A 17,395-nucleotide genomic window follows, 5' to 3' on the forward strand; every position below is an offset into this window, starting at 1 on the left:
TTACCGGAACTATTACTGAGACCAAGACCGAGACTATGACTGAACAACTTTACAACGCCGAATCGATTGAAGTCTTAACCGGGTTAGAGCCAGTGCAACGTCGCCCGGGAATGTACACCGACACTACCCGCCCCAATCACCTGGCGCAGGAAGTTATTGATAACAGTGTCGATGAGGCGCTGGCTGGCCATGCTGATTTGGTACAGGTTATTTTGCACGATGATCAGTCAGTGGAAGTGATCGACAATGGCCGCGGCATGCCGGTAGATATTCACCCGGAAGAAGGCGTATCTGGTGTTGAGCTAATTATGTGTCGGTTACATGCCGGCGGTAAGTTTTCTAATAAAAATTACCAGTTTTCCGGTGGTTTGCATGGTGTGGGTATTTCAGTGGTTAATGCGCTGTCGAGCCGGGTAGATGTCAGTATTCGCCGTGATGGTAATGTCTATGATATTGCCTTTGAGCATGGCAATAAAGTCAGTGAACTAGCAATAACCGGTACCGTTGGTAAACGAAATACCGGTACCCGGCTGCGTTTCTGGCCAACACCATCTTATTTTGATTCACCGAAATTTTCCGTTAGCCGGCTGTTACATGTGCTTAAAGCTAAAGCGGTGTTATGCCCGGGGCTAACGGTAAAATTTGACGATAAACTTAACCAACAGCAATACAGCTGGTGTTATCAGGCGGGTATCCGTGACTATCTAGCAGAAGCGGTACAACATTATATTACTTTGCCAGAGCAACCTTTTGTCGGCAATTTTAAGGGCTCACAAGAAGCGGTAGAGTGGGCATTATTATGGCTACCGGAAGGTGGCGAGCTCATTACCGAGAGCTATGTCAATTTAATTCCTACCGCGCAGGGTGGTACACACGTTAATGGTTTACGTCAGGGTTTATTAGAAGCGTTGCGTGAATTCTGTGAATTTAGAACCTTGTTACCGCGTGGCATTAAACTGTCACCTGAAGATGTTTGGGATCGCTGCAGTTACGTGTTAAGCGTTAAAATGCAAGATCCGCAATTCGCTGGGCAAACCAAAGAGCGTTTATCATCGCGCCAGTGCGCGGCGTTTGTTTCCGGCATTGTTAAAGACGCCTTTAGCCTGTGGCTGAATGAGCATACCGATATTGCCTTAGCACTGGCCGATTTTTGTATTAACAACGCCCAAAAGCGCTTAAAAGCGGCTAAAAAGATCATCCGTAAAAAGGTCACTTCAGGGCCGGCGCTACCGGGAAAGTTAACCGACTGCTCGGCACAGGATCTTAACCGCACTGAGCTGTTTTTAGTAGAAGGCGATTCTGCCGGCGGCAGTGCTAAACAAGCACGCGATCGCGAATTTCAAGCGGTAATGCCGCTGCGCGGTAAAATTTTAAATACCTGGGAAGTGGAGTCTGGGCAAATTCTGGCCTCGCAAGAAGTGCACGATATTTCGGTGGCAATTGGTATCGATCCGGATAGCCAGGATTTATCGGGGCTGCGCTACGGCAAAGTGTGTATTCTGGCCGATGCTGACTCCGATGGTTTACACATTGCCACCTTGCTTTGTGCCTTATTTATGCGCCATTTCAGTACCTTAGTTTCGGCTGGCCATGTCTATGTTGCCATGCCGCCTTTGTACCGGATTGATATTGGTAAAGACGTGTATTATGCGCTGGATGAAGATGAAAAAAACGGTGTGCTGGACCGGATTGAAGCTGAGAAAAAACGTGGTAAAGTGAACGTTCAACGTTTTAAAGGCCTGGGTGAAATGAACCCGTTACAATTGCGTGAAACCACCATGGACCCGAATACCCGTCGTTTGGTGCAATTAACTATTGATGATATTGACCAAACGATGGAAATGATGGACATGCTGCTGGCGAAAAAACGTGCTACCGATCGGCGCGATTGGCTGGAATTAAAAGGCGACCGGGCGTTAATTGCCTAATACAGAATTAACAGATATCGCGGGCGGCTACATTGCTTAAGTTATTGACTATGAGTGTGAAACCATTTTGAAGAAAACCTGCCATTACTTACTTTTGCTATTAGGGCTGAGCCTGAGTTCACTGGTGCAAGCGCAGCATATCCCGCAGTGGTTGTTACAACTGGACAGCATGAAACATAGCGCGCCAGAGCAAAGCCAGCTGATATTAACTGAACATCAGGGTGAATTTACCCACCAGCCTGACGAGGTGAAAGCCTATTGGTTGCGTCAACAAGCTGCTATACACAGTGCGCTTGGCCAACATCAGCAGCAACAGCAAGCGGCCCGTCAGGCCTTGGAATTGCTAAGTGACACTGAATCGGCTTTAAAAGTGGAAGTATGGTACGAGCTGGGTTACGCCCTGGAAATGCAGTTACAGCACAGTGAGGCATTGCGCCACTACCAACAGGGTACCGCCTTAGCCACTTTGCTGGATAATGAAAAGCTGATTTTGCGTGGTCAGATTAACCAGGCGGCAATTATTAGTGAACAAAACGATGACCAGCAAGCCCTTACCTTGTTAAAAGCGGTTTATCAGCGTGCAGAGTTATTACAAGATACTGAAATATTAGCAGAGGTGAATTCGCAACTTGGCTTAATGTATTCCTCACTGGCATTTGAAGACGATGCCGTCGCGTTTTTACAGCGGGCGTTGAGCTTATACAAACAATTAGGCTGGGTGAAGAGCGAAATAGCGGTACTGTTTAATTTGGCGCGCACCTATAGCTATCAGGAAAAATATCAACCGGCGCTAGCACACTTTTATCTGATGTTACAGCTTTGCTTGGCGGCTGATGACAACGTAAACCTGTATCATGCTTATCTGGGGCTGGCGATTACCAGCGCCGAAATGGGGCGCACCGAAAAAGCGCTGGGTTATATTGAAAAGGCAGAGCAATATTTAACACTGTTGCAGTCGAGTTATCATGTGCAGTCGCATCACTATGAAAAAGCACTGATTTACCGCGATTTAGCGCAGACATCACTGGCCATGCAACAAGTAATACTGGCTGAACAAGCGGTAAAACAGCCGGCTGAACAGGCTGACCACGTGGCGTTGGCCATTACCTTGCTGCGAGCTGAGTTACTGGCGCAACAAGATCAATATCAAAAAGCCTACGTTGCCCTCTATCAGTTTGTTGATGGTTTTCAATTGTTACGCAATAAAGAAAATGAGCTGGCGCTGGAACATATGCGGCTGGAGTTTGACAGCGAGCGGCAACAGGTCCGCACCAGTTTACTGGAAGCTGAAAACGAGTTAAACGCTCTGCGCTTGCAGGAGGTAGAGCGTAAGCGCCAAATACAGCTGTTGTGGCTGGCTTTTCTGGCGTGCTTTACGTTAATTTTACTGGGTATAGTGTTGTGGCAATTTAGCCGGCGGCCTGCTAAAGCCGCCCGGGCTAAAACCGACTTACCCTGACAACCCTAAACCGCTATAACGACTGATATTAATAAAACAGGAACCGGCATGACAGAAACGGTGTTATCCCAGGACGGTGTTGAGCAGTTACCGCTGCGCCGCTTTACTGAAGAAGCCTACTTAAACTATTCCATGTACGTCATTATGGACCGCGCTTTACCGCATATTGGTGATGGGCTAAAGCCGGTACAACGGCGCATTATCTATGCCATGTCAGAGTTGGGCCTGTCGCATCTGGCTAAGTATAAAAAATCAGCCCGTACCGTTGGTGATGTGCTGGGTAAGTTTCACCCGCATGGTGATTCGGCATGTTATGAAGCAATGGTGTTAATGGCCCAGCCTTTTTCTTATCGTTATCCGCTGGTAGACGGACAGGGAAACTGGGGTGCACCGGACGATCCAAAATCGTTTGCGGCAATGCGTTATACCGAAGCCAAGCTGTCCCGCTTTAGCGAAGTGCTATTATCAGAATTGGGTGCAGGCACCACTGACTGGTCGCCAAATTTTGACGGTACCTTAGAAGAGCCAAAAGTACTGCCGGCGCGTTTACCGCATATTCTGCTAAATGGTATTACCGGTATTGCTGTCGGCATGGCGACTGATATTCCACCGCACAATGTGCGTGAAGTAGCCAACGCTTGCGCCGCGTTGCTGGATAACCCGCAAAGCACTATTACTGATGTTATGCAGTATGTTAAAGGGCCGGATTACCCTACCGATGCTGAAATTATCAGCTCCGCAGCCGATATTGCGGCACTTTATCAAAGTGGCCGCGGCAGTATAAAAATGCGTGCTGTTTATCAGCTGGAAGACGGCGACATAGTGTTAACGGCTTTGCCGCATCAAACGTCCGGCTCAAAAATTCTGGAACAAATTGCCGGCCAGATGCAGGCAAAAAAATTACCGATGGTAACAGACTTACGCGACGAGTCAGACCATGAAAACCCCACCCGGATTGTGATAGTACCGCGTTCAAACCGGGTAGATGTTGAACAATTGATGCAGCATTTATTTGCCACCACCGATTTAGAGCGCAGCTATCGGGTTAATTTAAATATTTTGGGGCTGGATAACCGGCCACGGGTTAAAAACCTGCTAGAAATATTGACTGAGTGGTTGATTTTTCGCCGTGACACCGTGCGCCGGCGTCTGCAATACCGTTTAGATAAAGTGCTCGACCGCTTACATGTATTAGAAGGTTTATTAACCGCTTTTTTAAATATCGACGAAGTTATTCGCATCATCCGTGCATATGATGAGCCCAAACCAGAGCTGATTAAAGCCTTTGCGCTAAGTGACCGCCAGGCTGAAGCCATTTTGGAATTAAAGCTGCGCCATTTGGCCAAGTTAGAAGAGATGAAAATTCGAGGTGAGCAGGATGCGCTGAGTAAAGAGCGCGATAAACTGCAAAGCATTTTAGGCTCAGAGAAAAAGCTGACCAAACTTATTCGTGATGAATTACTGGCTGATGCGCAAAAGTATGGTGATGAGCGTCGTAGCCCCATCGTCACCCGCGGCGAAGCCAAAGCACTGAGTGAGAAAGAACTGCTACCAAGCGAGTCGGTAACGGTAGTGTTGTCGGAAAAAGGCTGGGTGCGCTGCGCCAAAGGCCACGATGTTGATGGTAATTCCTTAAGTTATAAAGCCGGTGATGCCTTTAAAGCCATGGCCAGTGGCCGCTCTAATCAGCTAGCGGTGTTTATCGACTCTAGTGGCCGCAGCTATGCCACTGAAGCACATGAATTGCCATCGGCCCGCGGCCAGGGCGAGCCATTAAGTGGGCGCTTTACTATTGTCGCCGGTGAAACTGTAGACCATGTGTTGCTGGGTGATGAAAAGCAGGCGTTGTTACTGGCGTGTGATGCCGGCTATGGTTTTGTGGCGGAATACAGCGATTTACTCAGCCGTAACAAAGCCGGCAAAGCGTTACTGAGCCTGCCGGCAGGGGCGAAAGTATTGCCACCGTTGGTAGTAAAACAGCCAGAGACAGATTTGCTGTTGTGTATCTCTAATGAGGGCCGCATGCTGGTGTTCCCGGTGAGTGAATTACCTAAACTCAGTAAGGGTAAAGGCAATAAGTTGATGTCTATTCCCTCGGCCCGGGCGGCCAGCCGGGAAGAGTATATTTGTCAGTTGGCGGTAGTACCAGAGCAGGGCGGTGTAACGCTGGTAGCAGGTAAGCGCAAACTAACCCTGAAAACGGCTGACTTACAGCACTACATTGGCGAGCGGGGCCGGCGTGGTAATAAATTGCCGCGTGGTTTACAACGCATTGACGAGGTGCAGTTGCAACAGGGCGGGGTTGGTAATAGCGTAGTCGATGAAAACAGCAGTGATCAAACCAGCAATGACCATTAAACCCGTTATACTGCCCCCCTTTTATGCCTATGCAGAAGGGGCGTTAGGGTGATTGCTGTTGTTCGTTTAATTTTATTAGTATTATTTTTTATTGGCAGCACCATTGCGGGCATCTTAGTTTGCCTGGTGCGGCCTTTTCATCGCAACAATGTGGCGTTGTTTTCTCACTGGTATGGCCGGGTTTCCTGGATTTTAGGCATTAGTGTTGAAATTCGTCACGATGCAGCCATTGCGGCGAATACTCCTTATGTCTTTATCGCCAATCATCAAAATAACCTCGATTTATTTGTGATGAGCGGCTCGGTTTTGCCCGGTACCGTAACAATGGGTAAAAAAAGCCTGAAATATATTCCGTTTTTTGGCCAGTTATACTGGCTTAGCGGTAATATTATGATCGACCGCAACAATAAAAATAAGGCGCTAAATACCATGTTAGCCGCCGCAGAGCGTATTACGCATAAAAACCTGTCAGTATGGATGTTTCCCGAAGGCACCCGCAGTTACGGCCGTGGCTTACTGCCGTTTAAAATGGGCGCCTTTCATATTGCACTGGAGGCCAATGTGGCAATGGTGCCGGTATGTATGAGCACTACCCACCAGCAAGTTAAGCTAAACCGCTGGAATAATGGCAAGGTTATTATTCAGATGATGGCGCCGATTACGCTAAGCCCGGCTGATAATCTGCGGCAGTTTGCTGAAAAAACCCGCCAACACATGGCCGCACAAATTCAGTTGCTTGATACTGAACTTGGCAACGACTACACTGCCAGCAAAACCCCGTTAAAAGAGTAATAGTATGGAAAACTGGCAGGAATTTACAGAAAATACCATCAGTGCATTGTTAGAAGACGGTAGCGATCCGGACGCGCAATATACGGTAGAGCATCACTTTTATGATAAAGACTTTAACAAGCTGGAAAAGCTGGCCGTAGAGCTATTTAAGCTAGGCTATGAAGTCACCGATGCTGAAGAAGTAGAATTTGAAGATGGCGGTAACGCCTGGGTATTCGATGCCATTCGCGAACAATCGCTGGAAATAGCCCCGATAGTTGCCGACGCTATTAAGCTGGAAGCATTGGCCAAGAAACATGGCGTAGAATACGATGGTTGGGGCACCTATTTTGAAGGTGACGAAGACGATTTTGAATTGGAAGACGACGAAGAGTAGCTAATACTTACGTTATAAATTAGCAATAAAAAAGCCGCTTTTAAGCGGCTTTTTTATTGCTAATTGTTTTTACTTGCTAAAAATAAAACTTATTTGTTTACAGTGTGAATTTTTGTAACTACTATCGGCAAAATTTTTACTGCGGATACTATTTTCAGCAGGCATTAGCCAGCAGGTAAGGCCGTGAACTTGATAAAGGACATTCATGTCAGTGTTAATTAAACTGGCTGCTAACAAGGTGTTATGGCTATGTACTGTCGGTACATTTTTATTTGCCTGCAGTGTAGCCGCAACTCAAATTAATCATATTGTCGGCTCTGACGGTGATGATTTTATTGCGACAGCAGTAGATTCAGCCAAAATTGAGGCGGGTGCCGGCGATGATTTTATTGTTGGTGGCATAGGTAATAATGTTTACTTAGTTAACAAAGAGGGTGGTAGAGATACCATTTTTGAATTGGCTGGAACCAATAGTGTTGAATTTGGTGCCGGTATCGGCTTTTCCGATATAGCCGGTGGTTTAATGAAATCAGGCGATGACCTTGTATTGCGTATTGGTCAGGAAGGGCAGACGTTAACAGTTAAGTTTTTCTTTTCATACCGCAACACTATTGCCGAGTTTCGCTTTACTAATGGCCAGAAAATCAGTAACAACCAGCTATTTGGCGCCTTTGGTTTGGCTGCGCCGACAGCAACGGCAGTGGTGCCTCAGCTGAGTTTGGCACAAGTGCCGGATATTGAATTAATCGGCACTGCTTCAGCAGATATATTAATAGCCCGCACTGGAACTTTGCGTATGCAAAGTTTGGCTGGCAACGATATTTTGCTACCGCGTGGCCCTGCAGTAAATATGGAATTTGGCTTGGGCAGCGGTAAAAACCTAATAGTGGCGTATGAAGGTGATAACACCATTTTATTCAGTGCGGATGTAGGCTTTAGTGATATCGCCATGAATTTACGCCGCAGCGGTGATGATTTAGTGTTAGTAAACAGCCGTGATGGAAGTGAAATAAGCGTATATCAGTTCTTCAGTCGAGCCAATACTATTGCGCGCATTAGGTTTGCCAGTGGCCAGGAAATTAAGGCCGAGCAATTGTTTACTTTATTTGGCAGTGCTATGCCGGTGGAATCACAGCATTATTACTTGCTATCGCCAGGTGTGACCTTTGATAACAATAACCCTGAGCAGGGCGATGGGGCGGGTGATGATGGCGGTGGAGATGATGGAGATGGTGGTGACACTGGCGGTGAGACACCTTGCGAAGGTAATGCTTGTGGACCAGCAGATACAGCTGATTTTGTTGTTATAGATGGTACCGCGCAAGACGACTTGCTTATTGCTGATCAACGGCCATCGCTGTTTCGTGGCGGTGCAGGTAGTGATATTTTAGTAGGCGGTGCAGGCAGTGATCGGTATGTAATAAACAAAGGTAACAGTAACGATGTCATAATTGATACGGCAGGCATTAACGAAGTCCATTTTTCTGCCGATATTGTTTGGGCTGATATCAGCAGTGGCCTAATGCGCTCTGGCAACGATTTTATTTTGCGCATTGGCCAAAATGGTCAAACCATAACCGTACAGAACTTCTTTAGCCTGGCAAACACAATAGAGCTATTTAAGCTGGATACTGGGCAAACACTCACCCGTCAGCAGTTATTTCCTATTTTTAGCGCCACGGCGCCAACGCAAACCCAGCCTGCCCGCCAACTCATTTTGGGGCGCTCGGAAGAAGCATTACTGCAAGGCACCGCAGAGGGCGATATTCTGCTAAACCGCATGGCAGTAAACACTATTGACGCTAAAGCCGGTGATGACATTATCATTCTGCAATACAGCGGGCCTACGTTTACGCCAAATAGCTATCAATCTGATACTCAGCAAACTATTTCACTTGAGTTTGCGCCAGGCCACGGTAAAGATGTGCTTTATACTCTGGGTGATATTCGCCTTGGTGTAGTGCTGAACTTTGCAACAGGTATTTCACGTCAAAATGTGTTTCAAAATATGCGCCGCAGAGGCGATGATTTATATATCAAAACGTATTCGGATATCGATGAAATACGTTTGGTTAACTTTTTTAGTCATTACAGCCATTTAGAGCGTATTGAGTTTGCCGATGACCAAAACAACAGTATTTATGCTGGCGAGTTATATGCAGGGTTTAATAGCGAGACACCTGAGCAGCCAACACAACTGAACATTGGCTTGCCGGGTAATACGTTACTAAATTGTGCCATGCTGTTTGCACAGTATAATACTGCTGCTTTAACTGATTTCCAGTATCAATCTGATCTGACTATACAACCACCAGCTGATTTAACAGTAAGTATACTCAGAAAAACTTATTTACCTTTTAATGCCACTGCGCCGGACAACCTGCTGGCGTGTTTTTCGCTGCAGTTAGCGCCAGCTGACATGGTGATCCAAGCCGATAGTGGCTTAGCCAGTTGGGCACCTGAACGCGCTGATATAGGCAGCAGGCAAATTACTGTCAAAGTAGTAACCGATGCCCAAACCTATACTACTGCTCAATTTGAACTGCAGATCCCAGATTTAAATAAGGCTCCGGTGTTTATTACTGAAGCAAAAACCCTGGCATTTAATACCGTGGTGTTTACCGACCGGCTACGGGCAACTGATACCGATAATCAAGGCGATGTCATCAGTTTTAGCCTGATAAGTGCACCGGCCGGGCTAAGCTTGGTCGGCGTCAATGGCACAATGTTTGACCTTGTCTGGACACCGACAGCAGAGCAGCTAGGCCAACACCCTGTAACTATCCGGGCAAAAGACCGGTATGGTAAGTATTCTGAGCTGGCCTACAGCATTGAAGTAAAATCTTTTGATACTCTGGCCAGCTTAGCGCCCGGCTATTCCCGCGTGCCAAAAACCGGCGCCAGTTTTTACAGCAGCCCTTTTGAAGATGGCTCTACCCGCTATGGAACTGAGCGAATATTTGAGCGTGATAATGCCAGAGAAGTAGTTATTGATAGAGTGTCAGGTTTGGTTTGGCAAGACAATATTGACGTAACAGAAATTAAACGAACGCATTCTGGTGGTCATAGTTATTGCCAAAATTTAGAACTTGGTGGTATTACCAACTGGCGTTTACCGACACGTTTGGAAATGGCTTACCTTATGCCTGTTGGTGGTGGCGCACTTATAGGTGCCTTTGTTCATCAAGCCAAATCAGGAAATTTTTATCAATCCTATCTGGCAGAAGAGATTGGTACTGACAGCGCACCATTTAATCCACGTGTTTTTTACAACACCATTCGGTTCAGTAATGGATTGGTTGGTGCCATTAATTTTAACATGTCTGAGTATGTTCGCTGTGTAGCCGGCGACAAGCTTTATCAACCGGTTTTTCAACGTGTTGACTTGCATGATGTGGTAATTGATATCAGCCATCGGCTCATGTGGGAAGATGGTCCGCAGATTGTTCGCGACAATCCAATGCCCTGGCAAGAGGCTGCGCAATACTGTGCGACAACTGGTTTAGCGGGATTTGATGACTGGCGCTTACCTAATATCAATGAATCGCACAGCTTGTTAATGACCTTTGACGCCTATGGTGGCGCCAATCGGGACGGCAGCCCGAGAATGCCGGCGCCGTTTCGGTTTTTACCGAAATCTGTTACAAGAGATTTTGGCTACTGGCTAGCATCGAATCCAAATACAGTATTTTACTACCGTTCGTACTCCGATACCGAGCATATGTCATTAGGGGGGCTAATTAATCAACACACGGGTATAAATGGTTATCCGCGTTGTGTGAGGACATATAGTCATCCGGTGCCGGTTGTGGCAAATATACAGCACGTCATTTACGCCGGCGATACTTTACATTTAGACGCCAGTGGTAGTTACGCAGCCCAAGGCGAAGTGGCACGTTATCAATGGCAAAACCTGACTAATCAGCAGGTGCTAGGCGAAGGTGCCTTAATTGATATTAGCTTTGATGAAGCTGGCCAGTATCAACTTAAACTGACTATCTGGGATCAATCAGGTATCCCGGAGACGCTTGCAGACATTATTACCGTTAATGTCAAAAGCCTGCCTGTGTTGTCAGTTGAAGTGCCAACTGAAGGGCTAATTACGGGTAAAAATATTCTGCTCGATGCCTCGGCCAGTTATTTTACTGACGGCGAAATTACAGCGTTCCGTTGGTATTCGCTACCCGATAACGTATTGCTGGGTGAAGGCCCAACAATCAACGTGATAGCAATTCATGCTGGCATGGTGCAATACCGGTTAGAGATTGTTTATGCTGATGGCCGGGTATTAAGCCATATTGTTGAATTTACAGTTACGGCAGAACCACCTGTGGCACATATTGCAGCTCTGCCGGCAGTGTTACCGGTTGATGAAGCTGTAATATTGGATGGTAGCAGTAGTACTGATGCTGATGGTGAGGTTGTTGCTTATCGCTGGTACCGTTTGCCCGAGCAAACGCTGGTTGGCGAACAAGATATCTTAGTGCTGAATGATATAGCAGCAGGTTTGCATCAATACCGTTTAGAGGTTGAGGATAACTCTGCGTTAACCGGCGAAGCGCAGGTGAGTGTAAAAGTGGGTTATGTGCCCGTTGCGGTCATTACTGGACCTCAAAAGGGTTATGCGGATACTGCGTTATTACTTAACGCGGAATATAGTCATATCACCAGCGGCTTGTTAACTTATCGGTGGATGCTTGACGGTGAATTTGTATCAGATCAGGTGTCGGTTACGCTTAACTTACCGACGGCAGGCACGTATCAACTTACTTTGCAGGTTGCGTCAGAGCTGGGTTTAACCAATACAGTTAGCACTACATTAACCATCTTACCTGTCCGACAGCTGACAGGATGCCCACTACAGCCGGTAACAGACGACCGTAACTACAACGGCTTATACCCAGACGATAATATAGCCTGGGCTGGCGGTAGTGGCCACACGGTAGACGATATTGCCCGCGCGTTTAACTATGCCCGTAGCCAGGACTCTTCGGTTCACCAGTACCTGTTAATGCCCACTCAAGCCAAGTGGGATGCTATGAGTGTGCAGCAAAAAGGCTTGTACCTGGTTAATGCCGAGCGGGTTGCACGTGGTATTAAGCCTTATGCAGGTTTCGACGTTGCTATGGTTGACGTAGCACAAACTTATGCGACCTATATTCAGAGTCGTAATCAGATCATAGGTCATTACAACGATGGCCGCTCACCCATGCAGCGTATGCTTGCGCATGATTTTATTAATGAGTTTGCCGATCGCTTTATCAGTAAAACCGAATCAGTGTCCAGTGCCAGCAATGTAAACGCTGTCAGTGACAATCTGGCGTTGGTAAGAGCGATTTATGGCTGGCTATATGAAGATAAAGACTGGTTTGTTGCTTTTGGCATCGACGGTACTCCTTGGGGCCATCGTGATCATTTGCTGCAAACCGGTTTAGATGACAACCATGCTGAAACCAGCACTGAGGGTGTGGTTGGTTTTGGTTTGGCCAAAGGTTTGTATCAACCTGGTGCCAACCCACCAACTTTACAAGGTGCGGTTACCGTATTTAAAACCATTGACCAGGGGCCGAACTGGGATAGCCGCCGTATTCAAACGGTAGATGTAAGCCAGGCACAAGGTTGCCCGGTGCATCAGCTGGAGGTAGATGCAACCGAGGATGAGCTTAGCGGCCTTAGCCAACTGCGTATCACCCCAACCAGTGTGCATTTAGCGCTAGGCCAGAGCACCCAATTAACTCTAACCGGTATTTACAGCAACGGCAGCCAGCGTGATTTAACCGCATTAGCGCAGTTTCGCGCTGATGCCTACTCGGTAGTGTCGGTGCAAAACGGAGTGTTGTACGCGGAACAAGCAGGTGATACCACGGTATTGGTCAGCCTGACCGGTATTGAATCTAATCGGGTGTATATCAGCGTAGGCGAAGCAGCAGATACCTCAGTGCTTAATGGCACCGAAGCGGAGCCGCTAAAAGCCTATATTGCTGAAAATGCGACGGTACGTAACATTAACCCACTGACAGTTGCGGTATACAGCGGTATTGTGCAAGACCGCTATGGTTACCCGCTGGCTGATGTGCAGCTAAGCCTGTTACAAGCACCCGAGTACGGCTCGGTAAAAACCAACAGCGACGGTCGCTTTATGTTGGCTGGGCCGGCCGGTGAGCACACCGTAGTTTATGAAAAGCCGGGTTACGTGGTGCTGCAGCGCAGCACTATTGGCGCCAGCAGCAGCTGGGCGGCGCTACCTACCGTGACTTTATTGGCGCGCGACAGCAAACACAGCCTGATTGATTTAAGTGCCGGCACTCCGCAGGTGCACCACTCATCGGTTATTAGTGATGAATTTGGTGAGCGCCGCGCTACCGTGGTGTTTAATGGCATTAGCTCAGCCGAGATCCGCTCGCAAAATGGTGCACGCCGGCCAATAACGCAGTTTATGTTTAGCGCCACCGAGTTTGAAACACCGGCCTCGATGCCGGGCGAGCTACCGGTAGAGACTGCCTTTACCTGGGCGTCTGACTTGCATGTGGACGGCAGCCATTACACCGATTCAGTGCATTACAATGCCGATGTGGTGCTGTACTTAGATAACTTCCTCAGTTTCCCGGTGGGAGAAATTGTGCCGGTAGGTTACTTTGACCGCACTATCTCTAAATGGATAGCCTCACCCAATGGCGTGGTAGTGAGGCTGCTCGACACTAATGGCGATGGCACGGTAGATGGTGTTGACTACAACGACGATGGCATCGCCGATGATGTTAACAACAGCGGCAGCACTACTGATGAAGCGGTTGGCTTAACCAGTTATGCCGCCGGCAATACGCTATGGCGCGCCGCGTTTAACCATATGACGCCTTATGATTTAAACTGGGCCGCAGCAGGTGCAGAAGCGCCGGATGCGATAGAACTGCTGGACGGTGATACCGGGGCAGAAGATGAAAAGAATGAAGAGGAGTTATGCACAGGCTCGTTTGCCAAGCCGTATCAGCAGTCGTTCCATGAAGATATCGCCATTGCTGGTACTGATTTACGCCTGCATTATTCTAGCCAGCGCACCTCAGGTTATAAACATAAAATTCATGTTGCGGTAAGCGGCAATACAGTTCCTGCGTCACTGGAAAAAATGATTGCCCGCTTTGAAATTGCCGGCCGAGTGTTTGAAAAAGAATTTAACCCGGCGCCCAATGTAGAAGCCGAGTTTATCTGGGATGGTACTCACCCGGATGGCAGCCACGCCAAAGGCATTGTTAGTGGCCGCATTAGCATTGGTTTTGAATACCCGACAGTGTATTTAAGCTCGGGCAATGCCGCCGAAACCGGCCAGCCATTAAGCAGCTTCCCTGTAGCCTGGGCCACCTTAAGTGATGTGGTAACCCAGGTGCCGGGTCGGGAAAATTTCATAACCTGGCAACAGCGTGGTGTCAGCATTAAAAACAGCTTTGACAGCCAGTTGGCCGAAGGCTGGTCACTCTCGAATGTGCATGAATTTGACCCTAAAGGCAAAGTGTACTTTGGCAGTGGCATGGTAGCCGATGTTGCCACCTCTTCACTGATTTTGCGTACCGGACAAACTTACAGCCATATTGAAGGCGATGACGGTTTCTATCAGGCCGGTGGCCGTAATACCGATTATGTGATTAGTAGCGACAACACCGTGATTGACCGCGTTACCGGGTTGGAATGGCAAAATGTGGCAAACCCGGTTCGCTACCGCTCTAAAGCTGAAGCCTATGCCTACTGTGCAGCGTTGCCAACCGACAACCAGCACGCCTGGCGCATTCCTACCGCGAAAGAGGTGGGCTATACCATTGATAAATCTGGCGCCAGCAGTGGCCAAATTATGTATAGCATTACTCAGGCGCGTGGCATGTGGCACGACAATACCCTGAACAGCGACAACAAGCTAATAGCAGCGGTGTGTTTGCGTGGTGAGCAGCTGGATAGCAGCACAGTTACCGGCCTTAGCCGCAATGCCAGCCTGGAAGTGGTGGTAGATAAAAATAGCGGCCTAATGTGGCAAGACAGCGTTGATAATACCGGTGTGAAGCTGGACTGGCAGGGCAGTATTGCCCATTGCGAAGCGTCAGAACATGCCGGCTTTGACGACTGGCGTCTGCCGAACATTAACGAGCTGTTGTACACGCTACCAAACCAGATATTTCAACACCATACAACGCTGCCTAACAGTGTGCCGTGGAACCCTGAAGCAGAGCAGCGTAACCCATACTGGAGCAGCACTACTAACCTGCAGAACGACGATCAGGCCTGGGCGATAGAAAGTAATAGCTTTAATAGTGAACGCTTTAAAAAAGAGGATGCTTATCATGTGCGCTGTGTGCGTCAGGACAGCACTTCATCGCGTATGCCGTTTCGCTTTAACAGCAAAGGCCAGCATACCGCTAGCTTTGATAACAGCGCGGGTAAAGACTTAACCCTGTACCAGTACAATGATGCGGATAAGCTTAGCCAAATTACCGACCGTTTTGGCAATACGCTAACAATTGAACGTGACCCAAGTGGCCGGGTAACAGCGCTAGTAGCTCCGGATGGCCAGCGCACTCAGCTGTCTATCGATCAAAATAACCACCTTACGCGCTTAAGCTATGAAGATGGTAGCAACTATCAATTCTTCTATCAGGAAGGTGGCCTGTTAGCCGAGAAAACCGACCCGAATAACTATGTATTTGGCCGTCACTATAATACCTTAGGTCGGGTAGAGCGGGTAACCGCCCCAGAAGGGGCAGAGTGGCAGTTTTTTGATAACCGTGCTGCGCGCGGTGTAAACCGCTATGGCTATCACACAGCAGAAAACAACAGCTACCAGACTGAACGTAAAGTACTTGGCAATGGTGCAGTTCAGTTTACCAATAGCACTGAAAGCGGTGGCCAAAGTGTCTATAGCATTAGCGCCGATGAGTTAAGCGAAACCAGTACTGCCTATGGTGTAACCACCAATGTCACCAATGTGCTGGACAGTAAAACCCTGCGGCCGATACCGCACACTATTGTTACTACCTTGCCTGGTGGCTTAAGCAATACCAGTACGCTAACGAAAACCTATGCTGAAAACGGCGCTGATACCTCGGTTTATACCATCAGTGCGCAAAGTAACGGCAAAACCAGTACGGTTGCAGTGAATGCTCGCAGCGGTGTTACCCAAAATACCTCGCCAGAGGGGCGCAGCAGCACCAGTATTCTTAATATGGATACCTTATTACTTAGTAAGCTAAGTGTGCCGGGCCTACTTGATACCACTTACCACTACGACAGCCGTGGCCGCTTATTACAAAGCAGCACCGGCGAGCGCCATACTAGCTATGTGTATGATACGTCTGCCCGCGGCCAGGTAAGCAGCGTGAGCGCCGCTGATGGCAAAGTAACCAGCTACGAGTATGACGACTTAGGCCGGGTAACCAAGGTAACTTACCCGGATGGCCACAGCACGCAAACGCAGTACGATGCCAACGGCAATGCCATAGCGGTTATAGTGCCAAGCGCTGAGCAGCACGACTTTGGCGTAAACGGTGTGGGTAATACCGACAGCGAAACGCGGCCGATAAATAGTACCACCCGTTATGTGTATAACCGCGATAAACAGCTAACGGCTATAGAGTTGCCCTCGGGTGATAACATAACGTATAGCTACCAAAACGGCCGTTTACTTAGCACGCAAACACCGGAGGGTACCAGCAGCTATGTGTACCAACAAGGTGATCAGCTAGCCCAAGTAACGGAAGGCAGCGAAACGGTAAGTTACAGCTACGACGGTACTTTACTTACCGCGCTAACCTATAGCGGCGAGTTAAACAGCAGCCTGAATTACAGCTATAACACCGATTTACAAATAGCCAGCCTAAGCTACGCCGGTGCCAGCACCACGCTTAGCTATGATAATGACGGCTTAGTTACCGGCATTCATGGCTTTAACATTAACTACCGTGCCGACAACGGCTTACCGCAACTATTAAGTGATGGAAAACTAAGCCAAAGCTGGCTGTGGAACGGTTATGGCGAAGCCACCAACGTGCAGTATCAGCTGGGTTTGCAGCAAAGTTTGGGTTATGGGCTACAGTACAACAGCGTAGGCCAAATAGTGCGCAAAACCGAACGCCAGCATGATGGCAGCGAGCTGGTTTATGACTACCGCTACGACAACAAATACCGCTTAACAGAAGTTAAGCAAAACGGCGCTGTGGTAGAAAACTATGCCTATGATGCCAATGGTAACCGTATTAGCCATAGCAGCCTGCTGCGTAATGTAATTAATCAAACTGCCAGCTATGCTGCAGGCGACCAACTGGCGCAAAGCGGCAATGCGGTTTATGCGTACGATGCCAACGGCCGTTTAAGCCAGAAAACCGTCACCGAAAACGATGTTACTGAGGCCACGCAATACCAATACAGCAGCACCGGCCGTTTACTGGCAGTAACCATGGCCGATAAAGCCATAACCTACCGCCATAATGCGCTGGGGCAGCGGGT

At 48.2% G+C, this 17,395-nt stretch carries 6 protein-coding genes; all 6 read left to right on the top strand.

The genetic code is table 11. The features are described from left to right. The first annotated feature begins 35 nt into the window (after positions 1 to 35). Complete coding sequence (parE, locus tag VT06_RS02800; RefSeq protein ID WP_046552725.1) at positions 36 to 1,928, top strand: DNA topoisomerase IV subunit B; 1,893 nt, start codon at positions 36 to 38, stop codon at positions 1,926 to 1,928. 67 nt (positions 1,929 to 1,995) lie between these two features. After that, the gene (locus VT06_RS02805; RefSeq protein WP_046552726.1) at positions 1,996 to 3,387 is read left to right on the top strand and encodes a hypothetical protein; all 1,392 of its coding nucleotides are present in this window, start codon (positions 1,996 to 1,998) and stop codon (positions 3,385 to 3,387) included. Positions 3,388 to 3,435: 48 nt separating this feature from the next. Next, on the top strand, positions 3,436 to 5,745 hold the full coding sequence (gene parC / locus VT06_RS02810; protein WP_046552727.1) for a DNA topoisomerase IV subunit A: 2,310 nt from the start codon (positions 3,436 to 3,438) through the stop codon (positions 5,743 to 5,745). Between the two features lie 48 nt (positions 5,746 to 5,793). Then, a complete protein-coding gene (locus VT06_RS02815) occupies positions 5,794 to 6,537 on the top strand; it encodes a 1-acylglycerol-3-phosphate O-acyltransferase (RefSeq protein ID WP_046552728.1) in 744 nt (247 codons plus the stop codon). Between the two features lie 4 nt (positions 6,538 to 6,541). Beyond that, entirely contained in the window at positions 6,542 to 6,913 is a 372-nt protein-coding gene (gene rraB, locus VT06_RS02820; RefSeq protein ID WP_046552729.1) for a ribonuclease E inhibitor RraB, read from the top strand. Between the two features lie 205 nt (positions 6,914 to 7,118). Then, the coding region (locus VT06_RS02825) for a DUF1566 domain-containing protein (protein ID WP_046552730.1) at positions 7,119 to 17,395 on the top strand (10,277 nt) is incomplete at its 3' end.

Origin of the sequence: Arsukibacterium sp. MJ3 (assembly GCF_000987765.1) — a bacterium.
Classification (GTDB): Bacteria; Pseudomonadota; Gammaproteobacteria; order Enterobacterales; family Alteromonadaceae; genus Alishewanella.